The organism is Paenarthrobacter sp. NPDC092416 (assembly GCF_044755025.1).
Lineage (GTDB): Bacteria > Actinomycetota > Actinomycetes > Actinomycetales > Micrococcaceae > Arthrobacter.
The window spans coordinates 111,801-135,912 of sequence record NZ_JBIVQG010000002.1; the positions used below are offsets into that span (position 1 = coordinate 111,801).

Below are 24,112 nucleotides of genomic sequence, written 5' to 3' on the forward strand. Positions count from 1 at the left end.
TTTAGACAATGTTGTCGAACACGAACGCATCGTCGCGTCATCGCATCGCTGCGGCAATCGCTGCATCAACCCTCGCACTGGCCACACTCCCACTCCTATCCCCAAGCACCACCCCCGCTGCCTCGGCCGCGGACGAACCACTGGTCCTCACGCCCAACCCTGCGCAGGCAGGTCCGGCGTTCAAAGGCTGGGGCACAAGCCTCGTCTGGATGGCGAACGCCACTGGCCAATACCCGGAAGCCATCCGAAACGACCTGATTGACAAGGTCTTCGGTGACGACGGCCTGAACCTGAACATCGCCCGCTACAACATCGGCGGGGGCAACGCCACGGACATTCCCGACTACCTCCGTCCCGGTGGCGCCGTTCCTGGCTGGTGGAACCCGAATACGGGGCTTTCCGACCAAGCCGGCCCCATCACCACCAACTACGCGGACCGGGATCGGTTCCTGGCTGCGTGGACGGGTGAAAACGCCTCGGACTACAACCTCGACGCCGACGCTTCCCAGCGCGCCTGGATCGCGGCCATCAAGGACAAGGTGACCACGTGGGAGGCCTTCAGCAACTCGCCGCCCTACTTCATGACCGAAAGCGGCTACGTCAGTGGCGGGTTCGACGGGAACTCAGACCAGATCAAGCCCGCTGCAATCGGCAAGTTCGTCAACTACCTCAAGACCGCGGCACAGCACGTCGAAGAGTCTGAAGGCATCAGCTTCGATACCATCAACCCGCTGAACGAACCCAACACGGACTACTGGAAAACCACCTTGGGCGGCAACGGACTGCCCAACGGTGGAGGGCAGGAAGGCGCCCACGCAGGCCCCGCACTGCAGTCCCAGGTGCTGACGGCCATGGCCGCCGAGCTTGCCGAGCCCGGCACCACCACGGAGGCAAAGGTCTCCGGCCCGGACGAGACTTCCCCGAGCCGCTTCCTTGAGGACTGGAACGGGTGGACCGCGGAAACCAAGCAAGCCGTGAGCCAGCTCAACGTCCACACCTACTCCACCGGTGACCGTCTCGCGGTCCGTGACATTGCCAAGTCTGCCGACAAGCCGTTGTCCATGAGCGAAGTGGAAGGCAACTGGGGCGGTGACTCGTGGAACCCGGACAGCATTGAGAACGGTCTGGGCATCGCGACCCGCATCACCGACGACCTCCGCGAACTCGATCCTGAATCCTGGGTGCTGTGGCAGCCGGTAGAAGACCTCTACAACATGGAACTCGGCGAGAAGAAGAACTGGGGATCCGTCTTCATTGACTTCGACTGCAACGCCGACGGCGACTCGGTACGTCGGCTCGCTGCCGGCGCCGCTGATCCTTCATGCCGCACCGCAGTGAACTCGAAGTACAACACCATTCGCAACTTCACGCACTACATCGAACCCGGCGACCGCATCATTCCCACGAGCGACGGCAAGACCACGTCTGCGCTGAAGGCTGACGGCTCCGGGCTCGCCATGGTGCACACCAACGATTCCGACCAGGCCAAGACCGTCAAGCTGGACCTGTCCAAGTTCGCGACGATCGGTGCCGGCGCCACGGTGACTCCGGTGGTTACCACCCAGTCTCCGTCCGGCAGCCCCACGGCCAACGCTCTTGTGAGCGGCACGCCTGTCAGCATTGACGCCGGCACACGCTCGGCGACGCTGACCGTACCTGCCAAGTCCGTCACCACCTTCGTCGTCAATGGAGCATCCGGCGTTGCCGCCGATGCGCCGGCCGTGCAGGACGGCCAGTCCTACAGCTTCGTCGGAGTCCAGAGCGGCCGGGCCGTCACGGCGTCGGACGGCTCTCCGTCAACGGTGCTCAGCGACTCGATCGCGGCCGAAAATCAGGTTTGGACGGCCACCCGCATTGCAGATGAAGATGGCACAACCCGTGACCGCTTCGTCCTCAGGCTTGCTGACGGCCGGGCTTTGGCCGCCGATGCCAACGGAACCACCCTCCGCACTCTTACCGACCAGGAAGCCGGCGCGGACCCCTCGGCCCAGTGGCTCTTCAGCACCACCGATGGAACCAGCTTCAGCCTCCTCAACGCCGGACGCCAACAGGTCCTGGACGTTTCGAACCAGTCGACGCACTCCGGCGCATGGATCGGACTCTGGACCTCCAACGGTGGGGCCAACCAGGCCTTCACGCTCCGGAACGCCAGCGAAGGTACCGGGTACAACAGCTTCAGGCCCGGCCAGGACTGGCGGGACAACAACGGCAACCTCATCCAGGCACACGGTGGCCAGGTGGTTACGTCCAAGGACGCCGAAAACCGCACGATCTACTACCTTTACGGCGAGGACCGCACCAACGGATACCACTCGTCCCCGGGTGTGCACGCCTATAGTTCCTACGATCTCTACAACTGGAAGGACGAAGGCGTCGCCCTGAAAGCGATGTCCTCCGCGGACCAGTTCACCAATGATCCGTACTTCCAGAACCTGTACTCGGGCTACACCACGGAGCAGAAGAACGCCGTCTACCGTGACCTCGGCACAGTGCCCGTCAACGGGCAGACTCCGCCCATCCTGGAGCGGCCGAAGGTCATCTACAACGCCGCCACCAACAAGTGGGTCATGTGGGTCCACGCCGATGGTCCTTCGGAATGGTCCACCGCGCAGTACGCCAAGGCCAATGCAGGCGTCGCCATCTCGGATTCACCCTTCGGTCCGTTCCGATACATCGACAGCTACCGCCTCCACAAGGCAGCAGCCGGCGATCCGACCAACTTGGCGCCAAACAACCCCGGCATGGCCAGGGACATGAACCTCTTCGTAGATGACGATGGCACCGGCTACATCATCTACTCCAGCGAAGAGAACAAGACCATGTTCATCTCCAAGCTCAACGCTGACTACACCTACCTGTCCGCCTCGCCGGATACAGCCGTGGAGGGCGTCGACTTCCGGCGGGCCTTTGTCAACGTGTCCCGCGAATCACCGGCCATCTTCAAGTACCAAGGCCGCTACTTCATCATCACTTCGGGAACAACCGGCTGGTCGCCGAACCCATCAGAGTACGGCACATCAACCAGCATCCTGGGCGAGTGGACCCAGCTGCCGAATCCGTTCAGCAGCGACGTCGCGTGGAACTCCAACAACTCGCAGCCCTCGTCGGTAATCCCGGTCGACCCAGCGAATGGCAAGTTCATCTACATGGGTGACCGCTGGAACGGCGGATCGGACCAAGCGCTGGCAACCGCACCCATGGTCTGGCTGCCCATCCAGATGGGCGAAGGCGGCAAGACCCTCAGCGTCCTGTCACCGGCCGAATGGCGGCTTGAGGACCTCGACCCGAACGCGGCCTGGAACGTCACTGGAGTTCCGACCAGCCTTGCTGTCGGCGCGAGCTTCAACGTCAACTCCGTGACGGTCACGCAGAACGGGCAGAGCTCCACCCAGCCTGTGACGTGGCAGGTCACCGGGAACACGAACACTGTGGGTGTCATTACCGCTACGGGTACGCTTCCCGGTTTCGGTGGCCGGACGTTCACCCGGACCATCCCGGTTATCCCCAACGGCGTGCGCTACGCGGTGAACGCCGGCGGCAAGCAAACTGCCGACTGGACCGCACTGATAGCAGCGCCGGGCGTAACGGGTGCAGTGCTCAACAGCGCAGCAGACCAGCCCTATGGTGTGGACGCGGCAACGGGCAAGACGTGGGGCTATGAAAGTGAAGGAAGTGGCACGTACGGATCGGCGGATGGAGATATCTTCTCGACTCTCCGGTATGCCGCAGGCGGACGTGACCTGACCTACAAGTTCAACGATCTGGCTCCGGGCACCTACACGGTCTACGCCGGCTACTACGATCCTTGGGCACAGTGGGATGACCGCGGCGCCAAGGTGACAGTCAACGGTGCAGTGGTCGAAGCAGACCACGACTACAGCGGGGACTACCAGTCCGCTGCCTACCAGAACGTCACGGTGGGTGCAGATGGCAAGATCACCTTCTCGCTCAGCCCGACGCGTGGACCTGACGTGCAGCTGAGCTGGCTGATGATCGCCAACCATGTTCCGACCACAACTACCGCACCTGCCCTCAACGTGACCGCGGTGGCAAGCACCAAGTGCGTGGCAGGCAAAGCTACGGTGACCGTCCTTGCGACGAACAACCACAGTGCCCCGGTTCAAATGACCTTCACCTCGGCGTACGGCACCAAGTCCTTCGCAGAAGTGAAGCCTGGCAAGAACGCGACGCACGCGTTTACCACTCGTGCTGTCTCCGTACCGGCAGGAACTGTGGCCGTCGAGGCCAAGGCCACAGTGAACGGCCAGCCTGTAACGGCAACGGTGAACGCCGCGTACAACGCAGCATCCTGCAACTGACGTAGTGCTGGTGGCTCGCCTGAAGGCGGGCCACCAGTCTTCGTCGCCCCCATCCTCCCTGGCTGGATTAGCCGGACTTTTACGAAGGAACAATGTAGTGAAACGACATAAGTACGCAGCTCGCTGTGCCGCCATCACCACCGCCACGGCCCTGTTGTTGGGTGTTGCTGGAATGGCGATGGCCGAAGAGAACCACGGCGACCAGGATGTTGATGTCAACGTTGGCATTACCGAACTTGTCGACGGCGGCGTGCTGGCGATGAGCGTGGCGGGGACCGCCACAACTTTGACCGAGGACGGCTCCACACCTACAGTCAGGCAGTTCAAGGGAACATTGCCCACGGTGACTGTCACGGATACCAGGACCGCGTCTGAGATCCCGGCGGGTGCCGGCTGGTATGTGTTGGGCACGTCAACTGATTTCGCTGGGGGAGCGGGGCAGCCAGCCATCAGCGCTTCGCACTTGGGCTGGGCGCCCAGGGTTATCGACGGCGGTGAGTCCGGTCTGGTGGCCGAAGGTGACCAGGTGGATACGGTGATGGATTCCAGTCCCATCGCTGTGGGCTTGGTTGACCAGGAGCTGCTGGCCTTGGCTTTGGACTCGGGAGCGATTGCGTCCGAAGGCCAATGGACCGCTACGGCGGATCTCTTCCTGCGCACGCCTGCGACCGTGGCCCCAGGCGGCTACACCGCGAAACTGACGCTGTCCCTGTTCGAATAACCCGCACCAGCCAGCCTGCATTATCTGACTTGGCAACGATTGGCCCGGCAATGTCGCCGGCTGAAAGTGAACACTGTGAAAATCGCAAACACACCTTTTAACCGACGTGGATTCCTGGCTGGCACCGTACTGGCAGCGGGCGCCGTCGCCTTTCCTTATTCGCAGCGAGCGGCCGCCGCTCCGCCGAGTTCCGCCGTCCTTCCGGAGCGCGGAATCTTCGACGTCAGTCCGGCATCGTCCTGGTCCGACGGATTCCTCTCGGGCAACGGCGAGTACGGAGCCATCTTCCACGGGACACCTGCGGCCGAGAAAGTAGTCCTGAACCATCACCGCTTCGTCATGCCTAACGGGACACGAGGAATGCAGGCCCCTTACCTGGCCGATCGGTTGCCGGAAGTGCAGGACAAAGCATTGGCAGGGGACTACTGGGGCGCCGCGGCCACGTTCGCGTCCGACTGGGAATTGCAATGGACGCAGTCGTTCCATCCCGGCTACGAATTGCACATTTCAAGTGCTGGACTGACTACCTTCAACGACTACGCCCGGACCACGGACTTCCGCACGGGAGAGGTAATCACCACATGGTCTGACAGTGCAGGGCTTTGGAAGCGACGGGCATTTGTCTCCAGGGCCAGCACCGCTGTAGTCCAAGAGCTCCTGCCGGCTGCGAATGGCAAGATCAATACGGTCCTGAGCATCAACACCGATCTCGAGGGTGTGCCGTCAACCGTGTCCTATGCCGTCACAGCGACTGTCAGCGGGCGGAACGGTTACCTGGGACTCAGGGGGACTTACCCGGCCGGGTTGGGTGCTTTCGGGTACGAGGGCGTGACGCGCGTAGTCATCACAGGGACCGGCTCATCCATCACCACTGATGGTTCCAAATTGACCATCAAGAACGCCACCAAGGTCATCCTGTTGACCAAGCTTGGCCGCTATGAGTCAGCCACCGAATGGAACAGCAAACCTCTTCACACTGCTTTGGGTGTTCTGTTGGCCGACTACGACGCGCTATTGCGCAAGCACACTCCCATGCATCAGGCGCTGTTCGATAAGTCAACGCTGCAGCTGAACGTTTCCCAGCAGGACCGTGAGCTGTCCACCAGTGAGCTCACGTCGAGGCAGAATTCGAACCGTTCCGTCATCGACCTTGCCCTACTGGAGCGAATGTACGACTCCGGTCGGTATTTGTTTGCCAGTTCGAGTGGAGTCTTGCCGCCGCGCCTGACTGGCATCTGGACGGGCAGCTGGATCGGTGCCTGGGCCGACGATTTCACCACGGACGCCAATATTAATCTCCAGGTTGCCGGCGGTAATATCCTGAACCACGGTGACGCGATGCAGGGCTATTTCGATCTGGTCCTTGGACAGTTGGATGACTGGCGCAGCAACGCGACCCGCATGTACGGCGCCAGGGGTTTCCTCGCGCCGACCAGAACGGACGGCGAACACGGTCACATGCTTCACTTCAATGGCACTGACTTTCCAGGTCAGGCCTGGACAGGCGGCGCAGACTGGATGCTGTATCCCCTGTTGGAGTACTACCAGGTCACTGGAGATGAGGCCTTCATGCGGGACAAGCTGGGTCCGGCATTGATGGAGCTGGCGCTGTTTTACGAGGACTATCTGACTCGAACGGACGTGGAAGGCAAGGTTGTCTTCGTACCTTCCTTCTCCATGGAGAACTCACCGGCGTCCACTGGCCAAATGCTGTCTACCAATGCCACCGGTGAAATCATGGCGGGCAGGCATGCGTTGGAGTCAGCCATCCTCGCTGCAAATACCCTGAACCGGGAGCAGGGTGTGGGGGAGGGCGTTGCCCGATGGACGGATTTGCTGGCAAAGCTGCCCAGCTATGACATCAACGGTGACGAAGCATTGGCCGAATGGTCATGGCCCGGGCTGACCGACCGCTACAGCCACCGGCACGTCCATCACCTCTATGGCGCTTGGCCGCTCCACGAAGTCAATCCGGAGGAGAAGCCGGACCTGGTCCGAGCCTCCCACCGCGCCCTGGAACTACGCGGCGACGAGAATTACTCCGCACACGGGAGCCTGCACCGCGCACTGGCCTCCGCACGCCTGAAGGACGGTGGGGGCGTTTACACCAACATCAAGAAGGTCCTTGGCAACAACATGGTCCTGCCCTCACTCATGACCACGCACAATCCCGAGCTGCACATCTATAACTCGGACGCAGCCAATTCCCTTCCAGCCATCATTGCCGAAGCGTTGATCTACAGCCGCCCGGGAATGCTGGAACTCTTGCCGGCATTGCCTGAACAACTTTCCAAGGGCTCCATCACCGGCGTTCGCGGGCGGAACCGGGTACTGGTGGAAAGCCTGACGTGGGACACCGTTGCCAGGACCGTTAAGACGACGATTGTCTCGGATATCAGCCAGAGCCTCGATGTGGTTTGCCGCCGGGGAATCACCGCCATCACCGCATCAGCGGGAGTGCTGAGCGGCTCGTCCCTCGGAGACCACGCCAGGACCCTGCAACTGGCTGCTGGCCAGCGCACCGAGATCCTCATCGACCTCTTGCCTACCACTTTCAAGCTGGTCAACCGCAGCAGCGGAAAAGTCATGGATGTCGATGGGCAGTCCCATAATGACGGGGCAGCGGTCATCCAGTGGCCGTGGACAGGGGGCACAAACCAGCAATGGACATTGATTCCTGTCCACGACGGATCGTTCAGGCTGGCCAGTGTCATGAGCGGGAAAGTGCTCGACAACCCGGCGACATCCATGATTAGCGGCCAAGAGCTGGACCAATGGAAGGACACGTATGGCCCCAACCAATGGTGGAAGCTGGTTCGTGCCGGCAGTAGCCCTTACTACAGGGTGGTCAACGTGGCCAGCGGGTTGTCCCTCGACGTGAAGGATGCTTCCAGCGCCGACGGTGCGCGACTGGTCCAGGCTTCCGCGAGTGGAAATTCAAGCCAGGAATGGAGCATCGAAGCCCTGTAGGCAGAAGCTCCCCGCACTACCCTTCGGCTGACAGCCGGAACTACCCAAAGGATTTGTTGGATGAAAAGAACACGATTTGCGGCTCGCTGTGCCGCCATCACCACCGCCACGGCCCTGTTGTTGGGTGTTGCTGGAATGGCGATGGCCGAAGAGAACCACGGCGACCAGGATGTTGATGTCAACGTTGGCATTACCGAACTTGTCGACGGCGGCGTGCTGGCGATGAGCGTGGCGGGGACCGCCACAACTTTGACCGAGGACGGCTCCACACCTACAGTCAGGCAGTTCAAGGGAACATTGCCCACGGTGACTGTCACGGATACCAGGACCGCGTCTGAGATCCCGGCGGGTGCCGGCTGGTATGTGTTGGGCACGTCAACTGATTTCGCTGGGGGAGCGGGGCAGCCAGCCATCAGCGCTTCGCACTTGGGCTGGGCGCCCAGGGTTATCGACGGCGGTGAGTCCGGTTTGGTGGCCGAAGGTGACCAGGTGGATACGGTGATGGATTCCAGTCCCATCGCTGTGGGCTTGGTTGACCAGGAGCTGCTGGCCTTGGCTTTGGACTCGGGAGCGATTGCGTCCGAAGGCCAATGGACCGCTACGGCGGATCTCTTCCTGCGCACGCCTGCGACCGTGGCCCCAGGCGGCTACACCGCGAAACTGACGCTGTCCCTGTTCGAATAGTTGCAGCGGAGGTATGTTCGTCTCATGAGGCACCCCCTCTTCAAGCCGGCCGAGGCCGGGCTCCTGCGACGATGCGTTATTGCGATCTACGTCGTCGCCACTATGGTTCTGGCAAGCATCGCTTCTGCCACCATAGTCTTTGCCACCACCAGTGATTCCCAGGACAGCCCCATCACATGGGCCGTGACTCCCGCTGATGCGGCGGGTCCCGATGGTCGCTCGTGGGTGGAGTTGGAGCTCGATTCGGGGGCCAGCGTCAACGAACACCTGGCGGTGAGGAACCTCAGCGGCAGGGACGTTACCTTCTCCCTCACCGCGGCCGACGGTTACTTCACCACAACAGGCCGCTTTAACATGCTCCCCGCTGACAAGGCGTCAGTTGCCGCAGGTACGTGGATTTCGATGGACAAGACCGTCACCGTGGTGGCCGGCGGCGTCGCCGTCGTGCCGTTCACGGTGACGGTCCCTGAGAACGCGACGCCGGGGGATCATGCCGCGGGAATTGCCGCCTCCATCTATTCGCAAGGCGGTTCGGATGGGACGCAATTGGGCGTGGAAAGCCGCGTCGGGTTCCGCGTCATGACCAGGGTGAAGGGCGAGGTCAAACCCGGACTCGGTTTGAAGGCAGCCGCCAACTACGACACGTCGTGGAACCCGTTTGAACCAGGATCTGCGGAACTCACCGTTGATCTTGAGAACACGGGAAACGTCCGGCTATCAGTGGACCCTTCCACCCTGGTGAATGACGCCAGATGGCCGGCTGTGGGCTCGGACGAGGCACGAAGTCTCGAACTGCTGCCTGGTGACCGGAGGACCGTCAAGATCCATGTGCCGGCCGTGTGGCCGCTGGGCATCATGACGTTGCCACTCACGGTTTCGCAAGGGGTCATCGCTCCGGACGGGGCAACGCAGGCCTTGGATCCGGCACTGGAAAATGTGACGCTATGGGCGATTCCGTGGCCGCAGCTCGCCATCCTGCTGGCCTTGACGCTCCTGTTTATGGGCCTTTTCTGGGGTCGCAGGCGCCGTCAGAAGGAACTCGTCCGGCTGGTCGAAGAGGCCCGCGAAGCAGGTCGCCGGGAAGTGGGAACACCCTGATCTGCAGGCGCGAACCAGACGCCGGAAAATTGTCAAAACATTCGGAATTTATCCTTGCTTTGCCCTCCATGTTTACGTAAACTTCTTGCAACTCGATGTTTACGTGAACATGCGCAGAAAACATTGATCTGATCCAACGACTTTCTGCTTCCACAAGTCCACACTTGAGCTATCAAGTGTGGGAACCAGAACGCACATGGATGAGTGACAGTCTTACGAAGAACCACGATCCAAAGGAGTAATCATGGCTACAAATCTTGGTCCGTTCCAGGCGGCGGAAGGCGCCGGTCCAGGACGGCGAACCTTCCTCAAGACGCTCGGAATTGGCGCAGTCGCTGCGTCGGGCATCCCTCTCCTGTCGGCTTGCACCGGCGGTTCGGGACCGGCGCCAGGTTCCGCATCGAAGAGCCTCACCTTTGGCTCCGGTTCGTCGGACGAAGTTCCCCGCAACGCCTACAAGGCCGTTACGGACGCCTTCACCAAGAAGTCAGGCATTGAAGTCGCAACGAACGTTGTTCCTCACAATGACTTCCAGAACAAGATCAACTCCTACCTTCAGGGCAGTCCCGACGACTCCTTCACGTGGTTTGCCGGCTACCGCATGCAGTACTACGCCGAGAAGGGACTGCTGGCCCCCGTCGACGACGTCTGGGAGAAGATCGGCGGGAACTTCTCCGACGCCATCAAGAAGGCCTCAACTGGCCCCGACGGCAAGATGTACTTGGTCCCTAATTACAACTACCCGTGGGGCTTCTTCTACCGGAAGAGCTTCTGGGCCGAAAAGGGCTATGCGGTTCCAGCCACGTTTGACGAGCTGATCGCGCTTGCGGCAAAGATGAAGGCTGACGGCATCATTCCCATCGGCTTCGCCGACAAGGACGGCTGGCCGGCCATGGGCACGTTCGACTACATCAACATGCGCCTCAACGGGTACCAGTTCCATGTGGACCTCACCGCCCACAAGGAGAGCTGGGACCAGAAGAAGGTCAGCGACGTCTTCGACACGTGGAAGGCGCTCCTGCCTTTCCAGGATCCGGCAGCCCTGGGCCAGACGTGGCAGGATGCCGCCAAGGCCCTCGAAGCCAAGAAGACCGGCATGTACCTCCTGGGTTCGTTCGTGACTCAGCAGTTCACGGATCCGGCTGTCCTGGCGGACATCGATTTCTTCCCGTTCCCCGAGATCGCAGTGGAGGGAACCGACGCTGTGGAGGCTCCCATCGACGGCCTGTTGCTGTCCAAGAAGGGTGGCGACAACCAAGGTGCCCGGGACTTCATGGCCTTCATGGGTAGCGCGGAAGGCCAGAACGCCTATGCCGCAGTGGATAAGTCCAACATCGCCACCGTCAAGGGTGCCGACACCTCAACGTTCTCCCCGTTGAACAAGAAGTGTGCAGACACCATCGCCAACGCCAAGTACATCAGCCAGTTCCTGGACCGCGATGCGTTGCCGGCCATGGCCAACAATGTGATGATTCCGGCACTCCAGTCCTTCATCAAGGACGGAAGCGTCGACGTGAAGAACCTGGAAGCACAGGCCAAGTCGCTGTACGCGGCCCAATAGCAGAGAGCCGCTCCGGCTACAGGGGTTGATGGCTTATCAGCCAGTCATCCCGGGCAGGGGCCGGCCGGGCAAGTACGGCCGGCCGGCCCCTGACACGAAGACCAAAGGAATTTCCATGAGTACCACAGCCGAAAAACCGGCCTCTCAAAACGGCGGACCCCCCAACAACGGCTCACGCCAAGGAGCCTCGCGCGTCAGGGAGGCAGTTCCCGGAAAGACACGCACCAAGTCCAGGCGGGTTCGCCGCCTCAGCCGCCGCGACAAGATCGTCCTCGGGGTCATGGTGGGCCTCCCCACCTTGATCCAGTTGTTGTTCGTCTGGCTCCCCACTCTTTTCTCCGTCGGGCTGAGCTTCACCCGATGGAACGGTTTGGACCTTGCGGACATCAAGCAAGCCGGCTTGGACAACTACGAGTTCATCGGCCAGAACTATCCACCGTTCTGGCCGGCGATTCAGCACAACGTCCTGTGGCTGGCCTTCCTGGCACTGATCGCAACGCCCTTGGGGCTGTTGCTCGCGGTGCTCTTGGACCAGAAAATCCGGGGAAGCAAGATCTACCAGAGCATCTTCTTCACTCCCGTGATGCTGTCCTTGGCGCTTATCGGCATCATTTGGCAACTGTTCTACAACCGCGACAGCGGGCTGCTGAACTTCTTGCTTGGGACGGCTGGCACGCCCCAGGCCGTGGACTGGTTCGGTGACTCCAACGTCAACATTTGGGCTGCCATGATCGCCGCCACCTGGCGCCACGCGGGCTATGTCATGATCCTCTACTTAGCCGGCCTCAAGGGCGTCGATCCGTCCCTTAGGGAGGCGGCATCGATCGACGGCGCCAACGCCGTCCAAACCTTCTTCCGCGTGGTCTTCCCGGCCATGCGCCCGGTCAACATCGTGATCGTGGTCATCACTATCATCGAGTCCCTGCGTGCCTTTGACATTGTGTACGTCATCAACCGTGGCACCAACGGCCTTGAGCTGCTGAGCGCCTTGGTCATCCAAAACCTTATTGGTGAGGGCCAAGTGATCGGCGTCGGCTCGGCCTTGGCTGTCGTACTCCTGGTGATTTCCCTCGTGCCGATCGTCTTCTACCTCATCCGCACCTTCGGCAAGGAGAAAGAGGCATGAGCACCATCGCCCGCACCCTTCCTGTCCAGACCGTCAATCCCCGCAAGCAGGGAAAGCGTCACTACGGTACGCACATCTTCCTGATTGTCATGGCAGCCATCTGGCTCATTCCACTGGTCTGGTCCCTGTACACGGCACTCCGTTCCAAAGAGGATACGGACAAGTACGGCTACTTCAGCATCGGCGGCACCTTCAGTTTCGATAACTTCATCCAGGCCTGGAACCAAGGCGGATTCTCGAAGTACTTCCTGAACTCTGTCCTGATCACAGTCCCAACGGTTCTGCTGACACTGCTCTTCGCCTCCATGATGGCTTTCGCGGTATCCCGCGTCAGCTGGAAGTTCAACATCACCCTGTTGATCATGTTCACCGCCGGCAACCTCCTGCCCCCGCAGGTCCTCGCCGCACCGCTGTTTGAGATGTTCAAGCACGTTTCCCTGCCGTACTCCTTCAGCGATTCCGGTAACCTGCTCAACACCTACATAGCGGTTATCATCGTGGACACGGCGTTCCAGGTGGGCTTCTGCACCTTCGTGCTTTCCAACTACATGAAGGCGCTCCCGGACGACCTGACCGAGGCGGCGTTGGTGGATGGTGCCGGTATCTGGCGGCAGTACTGGAGCATCATCCTGCCGCTGTGCCGGCCTGCACTCGCCGCCTTGGGAACCTTGGAAGTCATCTTCATCTACAACGACTTCTTCTGGCCATTGTTGTTCATCCAGAGCGGTGACAGGCTGCCCATCACCACTGCCATCAACAACCTTCAGGGCCAGTTCCTGAGCAACTACAACCTGATCGCGGCCGGCGCCATGATCACGCTGATTCCCACCCTGCTCATCTACTTGGTCCTGCAACGGCAATTCGTCGCCGGACTGACGCTGGGTGCAAGCAAGGGCTAGTCCAGTTCAAAGGCGTAGCTGCGGGCCGGGGTCATCCCTTGTCCGCGGCTACGCTCTTTTTTCGAGCAGCTGGCCGGCGCGTACTGGCTGGGGGAGCGGCAGTGCTTTTGCGGACCACCATGCTGGTGGGCACTGTGGTGAAATCATCCACAGAGCCGGTTCCGGCTATCTGCTGGAGCAGGTTTTCGATACTCAGGCGCCCAACGGCGTAGAAGTCCTGATGGATGGTTGTCAGGGGCGGCCAGAAGGACGTGGACTCGTCAAGGTCGTCGAACCCAACAATGCTGACATCCTCCGGAATCCGGCGTCCCAGCTCATGAAGGGCACGCATTGCTCCGAGCGCCATTTGGTCGTTGGCGGCAAAAATGGCCGTCAGTTCGGGGTTACGGGCCAGTTTAAGGCCGATTTGGTAGCCGGATTCCGTGGACCAGTCGCCATGGATGACTGGCGGTGCCTCGATACCGGCGTCCTCCAGCGTCCGCTTCCATGACTCTTCACGGTGCGTCGCCGAGAACGACCTTGTGGGGCCACCGATGTGCCATACCTGCTTGTGACCCAAGTCAAGGAGGTGCTGGGTGGCGAATCTGGCTCCCTGCGCCTGGTCGGTATCAACCATCGGATAGCCATAACCGGCGTTGGAATCGATCACCACCGCCGGCAAATTGGGGAGTGTGATGTCGGCATCGTCCAACAGATGAGCCTCGAAAATGATGATGACGCCATCCACCTCCTGCTCGCGCAGCCTGTCGTACGCTCCGGAAACTGTACCGGTAGTCGGGTCCTGCAGCGGGATGAGCGTCACGGAATATCCGGCTTGGGACGCGGCTGTGGCAATGGCATCCAGGGTGCGCATGTTGCCGAAGCTGGAAAGGGTGAACATGATGACGCCGATTGACTTGAATTGGCCGCTCTTCAGGGCCCGGGCTGCCCGGTTAGGCCGATAGCCGAGCTGTTTCATGGCATCAAGGACCCGGTTCTTGGTGGTCTCTTCGACGTTGGTGAGTCCGTTGGACACCCGCGAGACGGTTTGCGCCGAGACGCCGGCGGCCTTGGCCACATCCGCAATGGACGGACCCCGTGTGCCGCGCTTTCTGCGCGTTGCTTCCTTCGACCCGTTGGAGGCGGCCGAAGAGGTTTTCGTGTTTGCATTTTCCTGTTGCATGTTCACCTAAACATGCTACTGTTATTCGGACTCATGTTTGCGTAAACATATCTAAATGGAGGCAAAATGGTCCACAGTGTTGCGATTCCCAAGATTCCAGAGCTTCCTCTTTTGACCTGGTCGGCCTCCGCGGGACAGGCCGCGTACAACGAGGAAGAGCGCGCCCTGACGCTTGGTGCTGCTCCCGGCGTGGACTGGAGCAACGACTCGCTGGGTGGGGAGCACCAGCACCGCGCAACGGCGTTGGGATTCATCGCTCCGGCACAATTCGCCTTGTCGGCCAGGGTTATTGTCACCTCACCTCGGACCACTTTCGACGCCGGTGTGCTGAGTCTGTGGGCGGACAAAGACCACTGGGCCAAGCTGTGTTTCGAGTATTCCCCGCAAGGGGAGGCGATGATTGTCAGCGTTGTGACCAATGCATACTCGGACGACTGCAACTCGTCCGTCATAACCGCGCCGTGGATCTATTTGCGCGTGAGCAGGGTTGGTCCCGCGTGGGCCTTCCATGCCTCCGCCGATGGCCGGGTCTGGGATTTCATCCGCCTGTTTCGGCTCTCCACGGACAATCCGGTCCAGGTGGGGTTCATGTCGCAAGCTCCCATGGGGGAGACCTGCTTGGCGCGCTTCGACAACATCGTGTACTCGACCATGGCCCCAGCGGACAACCGCGACGGCAGCTAAGAATTGTCGGGCCGGGAGAAGCTGAGGCGTTTGACGAGTCGGTGCAGTACGCCGCGACGTCCTGCGGTTATGACCCCTCGGGCACCAGGATCACATCGAAGTAGGCGCGCAAGGCCTTGACTACGTCAACACTGTCAGGCGCCAAAAGCCACTGGGTTTGCAGCCCGTCCCACAATGCCACCAGGGACGTAGCCGCCACTTCCGGATCCACGCCCGGGCGGAGCCGCCCGCGGTCTGCCAGGTCCGAGAATTGGCGTGAGTAGCTTCCGCGCAGGCGTTCGAATCGATCCGTGAAATAGCCTCGGCCGGGGTGGCCCTGGGTGGTGGACTCGGCGCACAGCACTGTGTAGAGCTCAATGACGCCCGGAATCTTCTCGTTGTACACGGCGGTGCGGATCACGGCATCCACGAGTCCCTCGTCAACGTCTGCCGGATTTGCGCTGCCACTCAATTCGTCGCGCCATTCCAGGACCGCCATCAGGAGGTCGCTCTTGGAAGGGAAGTGGTGGAGGAGGCTGGTCTGGCTCATGCCCGCATGGTCGGCAACGTCCTGGAGCGAGCCGCCCAGGTATCCCTTGGCTGCAAACACGGCATGAGCGGCATCGAGGATGGTTTTTCGCTTTTCCCTCGATTTGGCGTAGGGTCCCCGCCGGCCAGTGCGTGGCGCGTCCTTTGTGGTCATGGCAAGCCAGTGTACAGCCGTCGGAGCTCCGCGAATCGAAACCAGAGTAATCACTCGAAATTTGTGTTAGCGTGGTCATACTCGAATCCCGGTGTGACGGGACGCAAAAAGGAGCCCCTGGAAATGACATCACTGGCCACGACAGCCGACGCTTCGTACATCACCCATCGTGGACCGGGATCAGGCGAGCGTATGCCTGCCCGGTCGTGGCTTCACAGTGATGCACCCACCATCCCGCTCAACGGGCAGTGGCGCTTCCGTCTCCTGCCGGGCGCGCCCGGAACGCCGGGTGGCCGCGGCGTCCTCCCGAGCGGAGAGGCCACCGAAGGAGTGGCGGCGGAGCACCTGGACGACTCGAGCTGGGACCTGATCCCCGTTCCGTCGCACTGGGTCCTGGAAGGTGAAGGCGGCTATGGCCGTCCCATCTACACCAATGTCCAGTTCCCTTTCCCCACTGATGCTCCGCATGTCCCTGATGAGAACCCCACAGGTGACTACCGGCGAACCTTCGAGGTCCCGGCGGAGTGGACCCAGGCCGAGAGAATAGTGCTGCGCTTTGACGGCGTGGAATCGCGGTACAAGGTATGGGTCAACGGAGTGGTGATCGGCGTTGGTACCGGCAGTCGGCTGGCGCAGGAATTCGACGTCACAACGGCGGTACGTCCTGGAAACAACGTGCTGGCGGTTCGCGTCCATCAGTGGTCGGCCTCGAGCTACGTCGAAGACCAGGACCAGTGGTGGATGCCGGGCATCTTCCGCGACGTGACACTGCAGGCCCGCCCCAAGGGTGGCATCAGCGACGTCTGGCTGCGGACCCCCTTCGAGGGAGGCGCGGGCATTATCGACGCCGAAATTACCGCGGCAGAGGCCGCGTACCCTGTCCGGTTGTCGGTCCCGGAACTGGGCGTCGACGTCGTCTGGGACTCTTCGGCGGACGTCGCCCCGGTGGCGATCACCGCCGTCGAACCCTGGTCTGCAGAGGTCCCGCGGCTGTATGCCGCAACGGTTGAGAGCAAAGGCGAGACCATCTCGCTGAACATTGGCTTCCGGACCGTGGACATCAAGGGCGACCAGTTCCTGGTGAATGGCCGCCGGGTGGTGTTCCACGGCATGAACCGGCACGAAACCCATCCGGACCGTGGCCGCGTCTTTGACGAGGATTTTGCCCGCGCCGATCTGGCCATGATGAAGCAGTTCAATGTGAACGCGATCCGTACAAGCCACTACCCGCCGCACCCTCGCCTGCTGGATCTTGCCGATGAGCTGGGCTTCTGGGTGATCCTGGAATGCGACCTGGAAACCCATGGGTTCCAGGCGCAGAACTGGGTCGGCAATCCCAGCGACGATCCCGCCTGGCGTGAAGCATTCGTGGACCGCATGGAGCGCACCGTGGAACGCGATAAGAACCATCCGTCCATCGTCATGTGGTCCCTGGGCAACGAGTCAGGAACCGGTGCCAACTTGGCGGCAATGTCCGCGTGGACCCACGCGCGGGATACCAGCCGGCCGGTGCATTACGAGGGCGACTACACCGGCGCCTACACCGATGTGTATTCGCGGATGTACTCCTCCATTCCGGAAACCGACGCCATTGGCCGCGACGATTCCGGCTCACTCCTGCTTGGCTGCTCGGCGGCGGAGTCCGCCCGCCAACGGACCAAGCCGTTCATCCTCTGCGAGTACGTGCATGCCATGGGCAATGGTCCCGGCGCGATTGACCAGTATGAGGACTTGGTGGACCGCTACCCGCGGCTTCACGGCGGTTTCGTCTGGGAATGGCGGGACCACGGCATCCGCACCACCACACCCGAGGGCACCGAATTCTTTGCGTACGGCGGCGACTTCAGCGAGGTGGTCCACGACGGCAACTTCGTGATGGACGGCATGGTTCTTTCGGATTCAACACCTGGCCCGGGACTGTTCGAATACAAGCAGATCGTGGCGCCCCTCCGCTTGAGCTTCTCCTCGGAGCTGTCCGACGCCGGCGTTCGGCGCCAGGTCACCGTGGCCAACCTGCGGCACTCAGCCAACGCGTCCGACGTCGTTCTTCGCTGGCGCACCGAAGTGAACGGCGAGCCGGCAGCTTCCGGAACGTTCGACGTCGTAAATTCCGACGGCGATCCACTCGCCGCTGGTGACTCCACGGTCATCGAGCTGCCCGACTTTGACGTGGTGGAGTCCGGCGAACACTGGCTGACTATGGAAATCGCGTTGCGGAAGGACACCGCTTGGGCGCCTGCAGGACATGTTATTTCTGCTGCCCAGCTGGACCTCACTCCACCTGTTGCCAGCCGCCGTTCTGTCACGCCGCGGCCACTTTCGTCGGCTGGGCGGAGGGCTGCTGCGGCAGACGGCGCTGCTTCGCTGGGCCCCGCACGGTTCGAGGATGGGCGGCTTGTTGCCCTGGCTGGATTGGCGGTTTCCGGGCCGCGGTTGGAACTGTGGCGGGCACCCACGGACAACGACCGAGGCTCGGACTTCGGCGGCTATGACCACGCAGATCCATGGCTCAACAACGGCACCGGCGTCCCGGCGCCCGCCAACCAGACCGTTTGGCTTGCGGCCGGTTTGGACAGGCTCACGGCCCGGGTGATCAAGTCTGTGCAGACGGACGACGCCGTGCACGTCACCACGCGCTACGGCGCCGCAGACAGCGAGCGCTCGGTTTCCGTGGACGAATATTGGCAGTTGGCCAGCGGTGAGCTTTGGCTGCGCCTGGACATAGTGCCGAGCTCCGGTTGGGACATTGTGTGGCCGCGGGTGGGCGTGCGCTTTGACCTGCCCGGCTCAGTGAACGGTGCGTCGTGGTTCGGCACCGGACCACGGGAATCGTATCCGGACAGCATGCATGCGGCCCTCGTGGGCCGGTATTCCGCACAGATCGACGAGCTCGGTGTGAACTACGCGCGACCGCAGGAGACCGGCCACCGCAGCGCGGTCCGTTCATTGCAAGTGGAGAACGCCGGAGATCCGTGGTTGACCTTTGACGCCGTTCCCGATTCGCGGGATCGTTTGCCTGGCTTCACGCTGTCCCGCCACACAGCACAGGAGATCTTCCGCGCGGCGCACCCTCACGAATTGCCGGAGAGTCTGAACAGCTTCCTCTACCTTGACGCTGCCCAGCACGGCCTTGGCTCACGGGCATGCGGACCTGACGTCTGGCCGGACTTTGCCCTGAAGCCGGAAGCCCGCACGCTCACGTTCAAGATTGCGGCTGCCGAGTAACTGGTTGGCGTGTGCTGCTGGCCCGGCAGGGGTGGGCCGTAGCGCGGGGCGATCTCATCACGCTCGAGGATGTCGAAGACGCGAAAGATGCGTACGAGGCGAAACTGGACTCGTCATTCTTCCGTGTTCGGTTTGACCGGGCGACTCAACTACAGATCGCGTATATGCGGGCCATGGCCCAGTTGGGTCCCGGCTCGTAGAGTCGCGGACGTGGCCGCTGTCATGGGACGTGAATCGACGCAACTGGCACCAACCCGCTCGGAACTGATCAACATGGGCCTGCTCCATACCCTGCCCATGGCTACGCCGGGTACACAGTCCCTCACTTTTGACCGTTTCATGCTGCGGGCCGTGCCAGAGCTCGATGTCCCTCCCGTCCAGAAGCGCAGGCCCAAGCCCCAGAAGGCCGGGTAAGCCCAGTTACAAACGGGTAAGGCGGAACGTGGGCTCGAAACGACCTGCCCAGTCATCGTCGCCTTAGCGTGCCGGCGCGGCCGTGCTCTTGCGCTCCAGGAGAAGCGTGGGTACTTGGGTGACACCACCGGCAGGTCTGCCTCCGTTTATCTGCTGGAGCAGTCGTTCGATGCTGAGGCGTCCCACGGCATGGAAGTCCTGGTGGATGGTGGTCAGGGGAGGCCAGAAGGAGGTTGACTCCTCAAGGTCGTCGAATCCCACGATGCTGACGTCCTCCGGAATGGCACGGCCGAGCTCATGAAGTGCCCGCATGGCCCCCAAGGCCATTTGGTCGTTGGCGGCAAAAATGGCGGTCAATTCAGGGTTGCTCCCGATTTCCAGTCCAATCCGGTAGCCGGACTCAGTGCTCCAGTCGCCGTGGTGGACGGGCGGGGCCTCAATGCCTGCGTCCTCGAGCGTCTGCTTCCACGAATCCTTCCTGTGTGTAGCGGAGAACGACGACGTCGGACCACCGATGTGCCACACCTGCTCGTGCCCGAGATTCAGCAGATGCTCCGTGGCCAGCTTGGCGCCCTCGGCCTGGTCCGTGTCCACCATGGGGTAGCCGTAGCGGGCGTTGGAATCGATGACGACGGCAGGGAGGTCCTCCGGGAGAGCGATGTCAGCGTCGTCCAGTAGATGGGCCTCGAAAATGATGACCACGCCATCGACCTCCTGCTCCCGCAGCGTGTTGTAGGCCCCGGACACTGTGCCGGTGGTGGGATCGTGCACCGGAATGAGCGTCACGGAGTATCCGGCTTGCGCGGCTGCGGTGGCAATTGCGTCCAGGGTGCGCATGTTGCCGAAGCTGGAGAGGGTGAACATGATGACGCCGATGGACTTGAATTGGCCGCTCTTCAAAGCCCGGGCCGCCCGGTTGGGTCGGTAGCCCAGTTGCTTCATGGCCGCCAGGACGCGGTTCTTGGTGGTTTCTTCCACATTGGTGAGGCCGTTGGACACCCTGGAGACGGTTTGGGCGGAGACACCGGCGGCCTGCGCCACGTCGGCAATGGACGGACCCCGGGACGCCCGTGCGGACCCCGGATGAGGGTTCCGCGTCCCATTTGAAGGGCCTGTCTTTTCGCTGCCGTCCTCTTGCATGTTCACCTAAACATGCTAATCTTCTTTCAAGAATGTTTGCGTAAACATAGCGAGAAGAGACGAAATTATCATGACAACGACGTCGCCGGTGGCCGACGCCCCACCCTTGGTGAGATTCCGGAAACACACTGGACGCTGGACGGGCTGGGCCTTTGTTGGTCCGTTCATGCTTGTCTTCCTGTTGGTGTTTGTGGCGCCCGTCCTCTACGCGTTTTACTTGAGCCTTTTCCAGAACCAGATGGTGGGCGGCGACAAGTTCGTAGGAGGCGCCAACTACCTCCAGGCGCTTGCCGATCCGCAGTTCTGGGACTCTGTGATCAGGGTGGTCGTGTTCCTGGTGGTCCAGGTCCCCATCATGTTGTTCCTTGCCCTGTTTGCGGCCTTGGCCCTGGACAGCGGCCGCCTCCGCGCGTCGTCGTTCTTCCGTATTTCAGTCTTTCTGCCGTACGCAGTGCCGGCGGTTGTGGCAACCCTGATGTGGGGCTTCATCTATGGCCCCAGGTTTGGTCTGTTCGGCAGCATCAACGATTTCTTCGGGTTGGATCTTGCAGAGCCCCTTTCCTCGAGTTGGATCCTCGCTTCCATCGGGAACGTCAACACGTGGGAATTCACCGGCTACAACATGCTGATCTTCTACTCAGCGCTGAAGGTCATTCCCGCCGAACTCTACGAGGCCGCCAACCTTGACGGTGCGGGTACTTTCCGAGTGATCCGGAGCATCAAGCTGCCGTCCATTCGCGGAGCGATCGGCATCGCCAGCATCTTCTCGGTGATCGGCAGCTTCCAGCTCTTCAACGAGCCGAACATCCTGAAGGCGTTGGCGCCGAACTCCATCAGCTCCTACTTCACGCCCAACATGTACGCGTTCAACCTGTCCTTTGCAGGTCAGCAGTTCAACTACGCCGCCGCGATCTCCATCATCATGGGCGTCCTCACGGTAGTGGTTGCCTACATTGTCCAGATTTCCGGCTCGCGAAAGGATGCCTAGCCAATGTCCGTACGTTTGAGCACGCCGCAGACCCGAGCTGAGGCAAGGGAACAGACTTCAGCCACCAACACGCCCAAGGCCAAGCCAGCAGCACCGAAGCTGAGCCCGCGCCGCGGCGTCACCCGAAAGCGCTCGTCCATACTGCTCACCATCCTGATGGGTGTCATGGCGGTGTACGCGCTGCTCCCGTTGTTCTGGTTGCTGGTCAACTCCACCAAGACGCAAACCTCCCTCTTCAGCTCGTTCGGCCTCTGGTTCTCAGGTGATTTCGCCCTCTGGGACAACGTCATCGGCACACTGACCTACAACGATGGCGAGTTCCTGCGCTGGCTTGCCAACACCGTGCTCTACGTGGTGGTGGGCGCCGGCGGGGCGACCTTCCTTGCCACCCTGGCCGGCTATGGACTGGCTAAGTTTGATTTCCCCGGCAAGCGCGGCGTCTTTGCCGTGGTGCTCGGTGCCGTGGCGATTCCCGGGACGGCACTGGCAGTTCCGACGTTCCTGATGTTCAGCCAGATGGGGCTCACCAACACCCCTTGGTCAGTCATCATTCCGTCCTTGATCAGTCCCTTTGGACTGTACCTCGTGTGGATTTACGCGCTCGAGTCTGTCCCCACGGAAGTTCTTGAAGCCGCACGAATGGACGGAGCGGGGGAGTTCCGGACCTTCTTCACCATCTCGCTGCGCATGCTCGCCCCGGGCTTCATCACCGTCCTGCTCTTCACCGTGGTGGCCACCTGGAACAACTATTTCCTCCCGTTGATCATGCTGAGCCAATCCACCTGGTACCCGCTCACGGTGGGCCTGAACAGCTGGAACGCCCAAGCCACCACGGCCGGAGGCGAAGCCATTTACAACCTGGTCATCACCGGATCCCTCCTAACGATCGTGCCCATCGTGGGCGCTTTCCTCTTCCTCCAGCGCTTCTGGCAGTCGGGACTGTCTGCAGGAAGCGTGAAGTAAACACGTCCGACGGCGGCGAGTCACCGCCGTCGGACGCTCTCCGACCGCATCAACCGTCCTTTGGACAACGATTTGAAAGGCACCAAACTTATGACGAACAACCATCGTTTGCGACGGGTGGCTTCGGCTGCCTTGGCAGCGAGCCTGCTTGTGGGCGGCCTCGCGGCGTGCGCCAACTCCGGAACCAGCGGTAACGCTGCGGCCGAAGGCTCAAGCGCCGAGGACATCGCGAAGGCGCTGCAGACCGAAACCACCCTCACGGTGTGGGGCTGGGCGCCGCAGCTTGAGCCGATCGTGGAGGCCTTCGAGGCGAAGTACCCCAAGGTCCATGTCAACCTGGAAAACGTGGGTACTGGTAACGCCCACTACACCAAGCTGCAGAACGCCGTGAAGGCCGGCACCGGCGCGCCCGACGTCGCGCAGATCGAATACAACGCTCTGCCGCAGTTCGCCTTGTCCGATGCCCTGGTTGATTTGAAGGGCTACGGCGCCGAGGAACTCAAGGACAACTACACGCAGTCCACTTGGGGTTCGGTGAACCTCAACGGCGGCGTCTACGCACTCCCGCAGGACTCCGGGCCGATGGCAATGTTCTACCGGGCAGACGTCTTCGAAAAGCACGGCATCAGCGTCCCCACCACCTGGGATGAGTACGTCGCTGCCGCGAAGACCCTGCACGCTGCAGACCCCAAGGCCTACATCACCAATGACACCGGCGACGCCGGCTTCACCACCAGCATGATCTGGCAGGCCGGCGGCAAGCCGTACACGCTCGACGGCACCACCAAAGTCAGCGTTGATCTTCAGGATGAAGGCGCGAAGAAGTGGACCGGAACCTGGAACCAGTTGCTGAAGAACGATCTGGTGGCGCCAGTGACCAGCTGGAGCGACGAGTGGTACAAGGGCCTCTCGGACGGCAGTATCGCCACTCTGGTGATCGGCGCCTGGATGCCGGCAAACCTCGAATCAGGCGCGGCAGCGGCCAGCGGCAAGTGGCGTGTAGCTCCCATGCCGACATATGAGAAGGGCAAGGCAGCTGCTGCTGAGAACGGCGGCGGCGGCGACGCCGTGCTGAAGCAGAGCAAGAACAAGGCGGCAGCCTATGGCTTCCTGCAGTTCGCGAACGGCGAGGAAGGGGCCAAGATCCACGCTGCCAACGGCGGATTCCCGTCCACCACGGCAGACCTTGAGAGCGAGTCATTCCTCAACGCCGAAAACGCCTACTTCGGCGGCCAGAAAATCAACGAAGTCCTGGTCCAAGCGTCCAAGGACGTCGTACCGGGGTGGAGCTACCTTCCGTTCCAGACCTACGCCAACAGCATCTACAGCGACACCGTGGGCCAGGCATATGGCTCCAAGGGCGACCTGAATGACGGGTTGAAGGCCTGGCAGGACGCCACTGCCAAGTACGGCCAGCAGCAAGGCTTCACCGTTTCCACCAAGTAATACGTGGCGCGGGTCCAGGGCCGCCCCAAA

The 24,112-nt window shown here is 61.5% G+C and carries 17 protein-coding genes; 14 read left to right on the top strand and 3 right to left on the bottom strand.

The window, feature by feature from the left end; all coding sequences use genetic code 11:
- The first annotated feature begins 8 nt into the window (after window positions 1–8).
- From ACIQC5_RS04740 to ACIQC5_RS04775, 8 genes are all read left to right on the top strand, one after another.
- Entirely contained in the window at window positions 9–4,319 is a 4,311-nt protein-coding gene (locus tag ACIQC5_RS04740; protein WP_400278861.1) for a family 43 glycosylhydrolase, read from the top strand.
- Between the two features lie 97 nt (window positions 4,320–4,416).
- Window positions 4,417–5,040 (top strand): hypothetical protein, encoded by a 624-nt coding sequence (locus ACIQC5_RS04745; RefSeq protein WP_400278863.1) that lies wholly within the window; start codon window positions 4,417–4,419, stop codon window positions 5,038–5,040.
- 75 nt (window positions 5,041–5,115) lie between these two features.
- The gene (locus ACIQC5_RS04750) at window positions 5,116–8,010 is read left to right on the top strand and encodes a glycosyl hydrolase family 95 catalytic domain-containing protein (RefSeq protein WP_400278865.1); all 2,895 of its coding nucleotides are present in this window, start codon (window positions 5,116–5,118) and stop codon (window positions 8,008–8,010) included.
- A 60-nt stretch (window positions 8,011–8,070) separates the two neighbouring features.
- On the top strand, window positions 8,071–8,694 hold the full coding sequence (locus tag ACIQC5_RS04755) for a hypothetical protein (protein WP_400278867.1): 624 nt from the start codon (window positions 8,071–8,073) through the stop codon (window positions 8,692–8,694).
- A gap of 24 nt (window positions 8,695–8,718) precedes the next feature.
- Window positions 8,719–9,792 carry a hypothetical protein gene (locus ACIQC5_RS04760; protein ID WP_400278869.1) on the top strand — a complete coding sequence of 358 codons (1,074 nt, stop codon included), beginning with the start codon at window positions 8,719–8,721 and terminating at the stop codon, window positions 9,790–9,792.
- Between the two features lie 244 nt (window positions 9,793–10,036).
- On the top strand, window positions 10,037–11,353 hold the full coding sequence (locus ACIQC5_RS04765) for an ABC transporter substrate-binding protein (RefSeq protein WP_400278871.1): 1,317 nt from the start codon (window positions 10,037–10,039) through the stop codon (window positions 11,351–11,353).
- A gap of 115 nt (window positions 11,354–11,468) precedes the next feature.
- Complete coding sequence (locus ACIQC5_RS04770) at window positions 11,469–12,479, top strand: carbohydrate ABC transporter permease (RefSeq protein ID WP_400278873.1); 1,011 nt, start codon at window positions 11,469–11,471, stop codon at window positions 12,477–12,479.
- On the top strand, window positions 12,476–13,378 hold the full coding sequence (locus ACIQC5_RS04775) for a carbohydrate ABC transporter permease (protein WP_400278875.1): 903 nt from the start codon (window positions 12,476–12,478) through the stop codon (window positions 13,376–13,378). Before ACIQC5_RS04770 ends, ACIQC5_RS04775 begins: the two co-directional genes overlap by 4 nt.
- A 31-nt stretch (window positions 13,379–13,409) precedes the next feature.
- On the opposite strand, the gene ACIQC5_RS04780 is transcribed toward ACIQC5_RS04775, so the two are convergent.
- Window positions 13,410–14,540, bottom strand: a complete 1,131-nt coding sequence (locus ACIQC5_RS04780; RefSeq protein WP_400280124.1) for a LacI family DNA-binding transcriptional regulator — start codon at window positions 14,538–14,540, stop codon at window positions 13,410–13,412.
- 66 nt (window positions 14,541–14,606) lie between these two features.
- Here ACIQC5_RS04780 and ACIQC5_RS04785 point away from each other — a divergent pair, with 66 nt between their 5' ends.
- Entirely contained in the window at window positions 14,607–15,224 is a 618-nt protein-coding gene (locus ACIQC5_RS04785; protein WP_400278877.1) for a DUF1349 domain-containing protein, read from the top strand.
- A gap of 67 nt (window positions 15,225–15,291) precedes the next feature.
- Here the strand turns inward: ACIQC5_RS04785 and ACIQC5_RS04790 are convergent, their stop codons facing one another.
- Window positions 15,292–15,906, bottom strand: a complete 615-nt coding sequence (locus ACIQC5_RS04790; RefSeq protein WP_400278879.1) for a TetR/AcrR family transcriptional regulator — start codon at window positions 15,904–15,906, stop codon at window positions 15,292–15,294.
- Window positions 15,907–16,029: 123 nt separating this feature from the next.
- Between ACIQC5_RS04790 and ACIQC5_RS04795 the strand changes: the two genes are divergently transcribed.
- On the top strand, window positions 16,030–19,131 hold the full coding sequence (locus ACIQC5_RS04795) for a glycoside hydrolase family 2 TIM barrel-domain containing protein (RefSeq protein ID WP_400278881.1): 3,102 nt from the start codon (window positions 16,030–16,032) through the stop codon (window positions 19,129–19,131).
- A gap of 210 nt (window positions 19,132–19,341) precedes the next feature.
- Complete coding sequence (locus tag ACIQC5_RS04800; protein ID WP_400278883.1) at window positions 19,342–19,545, top strand: hypothetical protein; 204 nt, start codon at window positions 19,342–19,344, stop codon at window positions 19,543–19,545.
- A 63-nt stretch (window positions 19,546–19,608) separates the two neighbouring features.
- Here the strand turns inward: ACIQC5_RS04800 and ACIQC5_RS04805 are convergent, their stop codons facing one another.
- Window positions 19,609–20,685 carry a LacI family DNA-binding transcriptional regulator gene (locus ACIQC5_RS04805; protein WP_400280126.1) on the bottom strand — a complete coding sequence of 359 codons (1,077 nt, stop codon included), beginning with the start codon at window positions 20,683–20,685 and terminating at the stop codon, window positions 19,609–19,611.
- 70 nt (window positions 20,686–20,755) lie between these two features.
- Here ACIQC5_RS04805 and ACIQC5_RS04810 point away from each other — a divergent pair, with 70 nt between their 5' ends.
- The 3 genes from ACIQC5_RS04810 (at window position 20,756) to ACIQC5_RS04820 (ending at window position 24,082) form a co-directional block, all read left to right on the top strand.
- Entirely contained in the window at window positions 20,756–21,673 is a 918-nt protein-coding gene (locus tag ACIQC5_RS04810) for a carbohydrate ABC transporter permease (RefSeq protein ID WP_400278885.1), read from the top strand.
- 3 nt (window positions 21,674–21,676) lie between these two features.
- Window positions 21,677–22,636 (top strand): carbohydrate ABC transporter permease, encoded by a 960-nt coding sequence (locus tag ACIQC5_RS04815; protein WP_400278887.1) that lies wholly within the window; start codon window positions 21,677–21,679, stop codon window positions 22,634–22,636.
- 90 nt (window positions 22,637–22,726) lie between these two features.
- Window positions 22,727–24,082: an ABC transporter substrate-binding protein gene (locus tag ACIQC5_RS04820; RefSeq protein ID WP_400278889.1), complete on the top strand. Its 1,356-nt coding sequence runs from the start codon at window positions 22,727–22,729 to the stop codon at window positions 24,080–24,082.
- The last annotated feature ends 30 nt before the right edge of the window (window positions 24,083–24,112 follow it).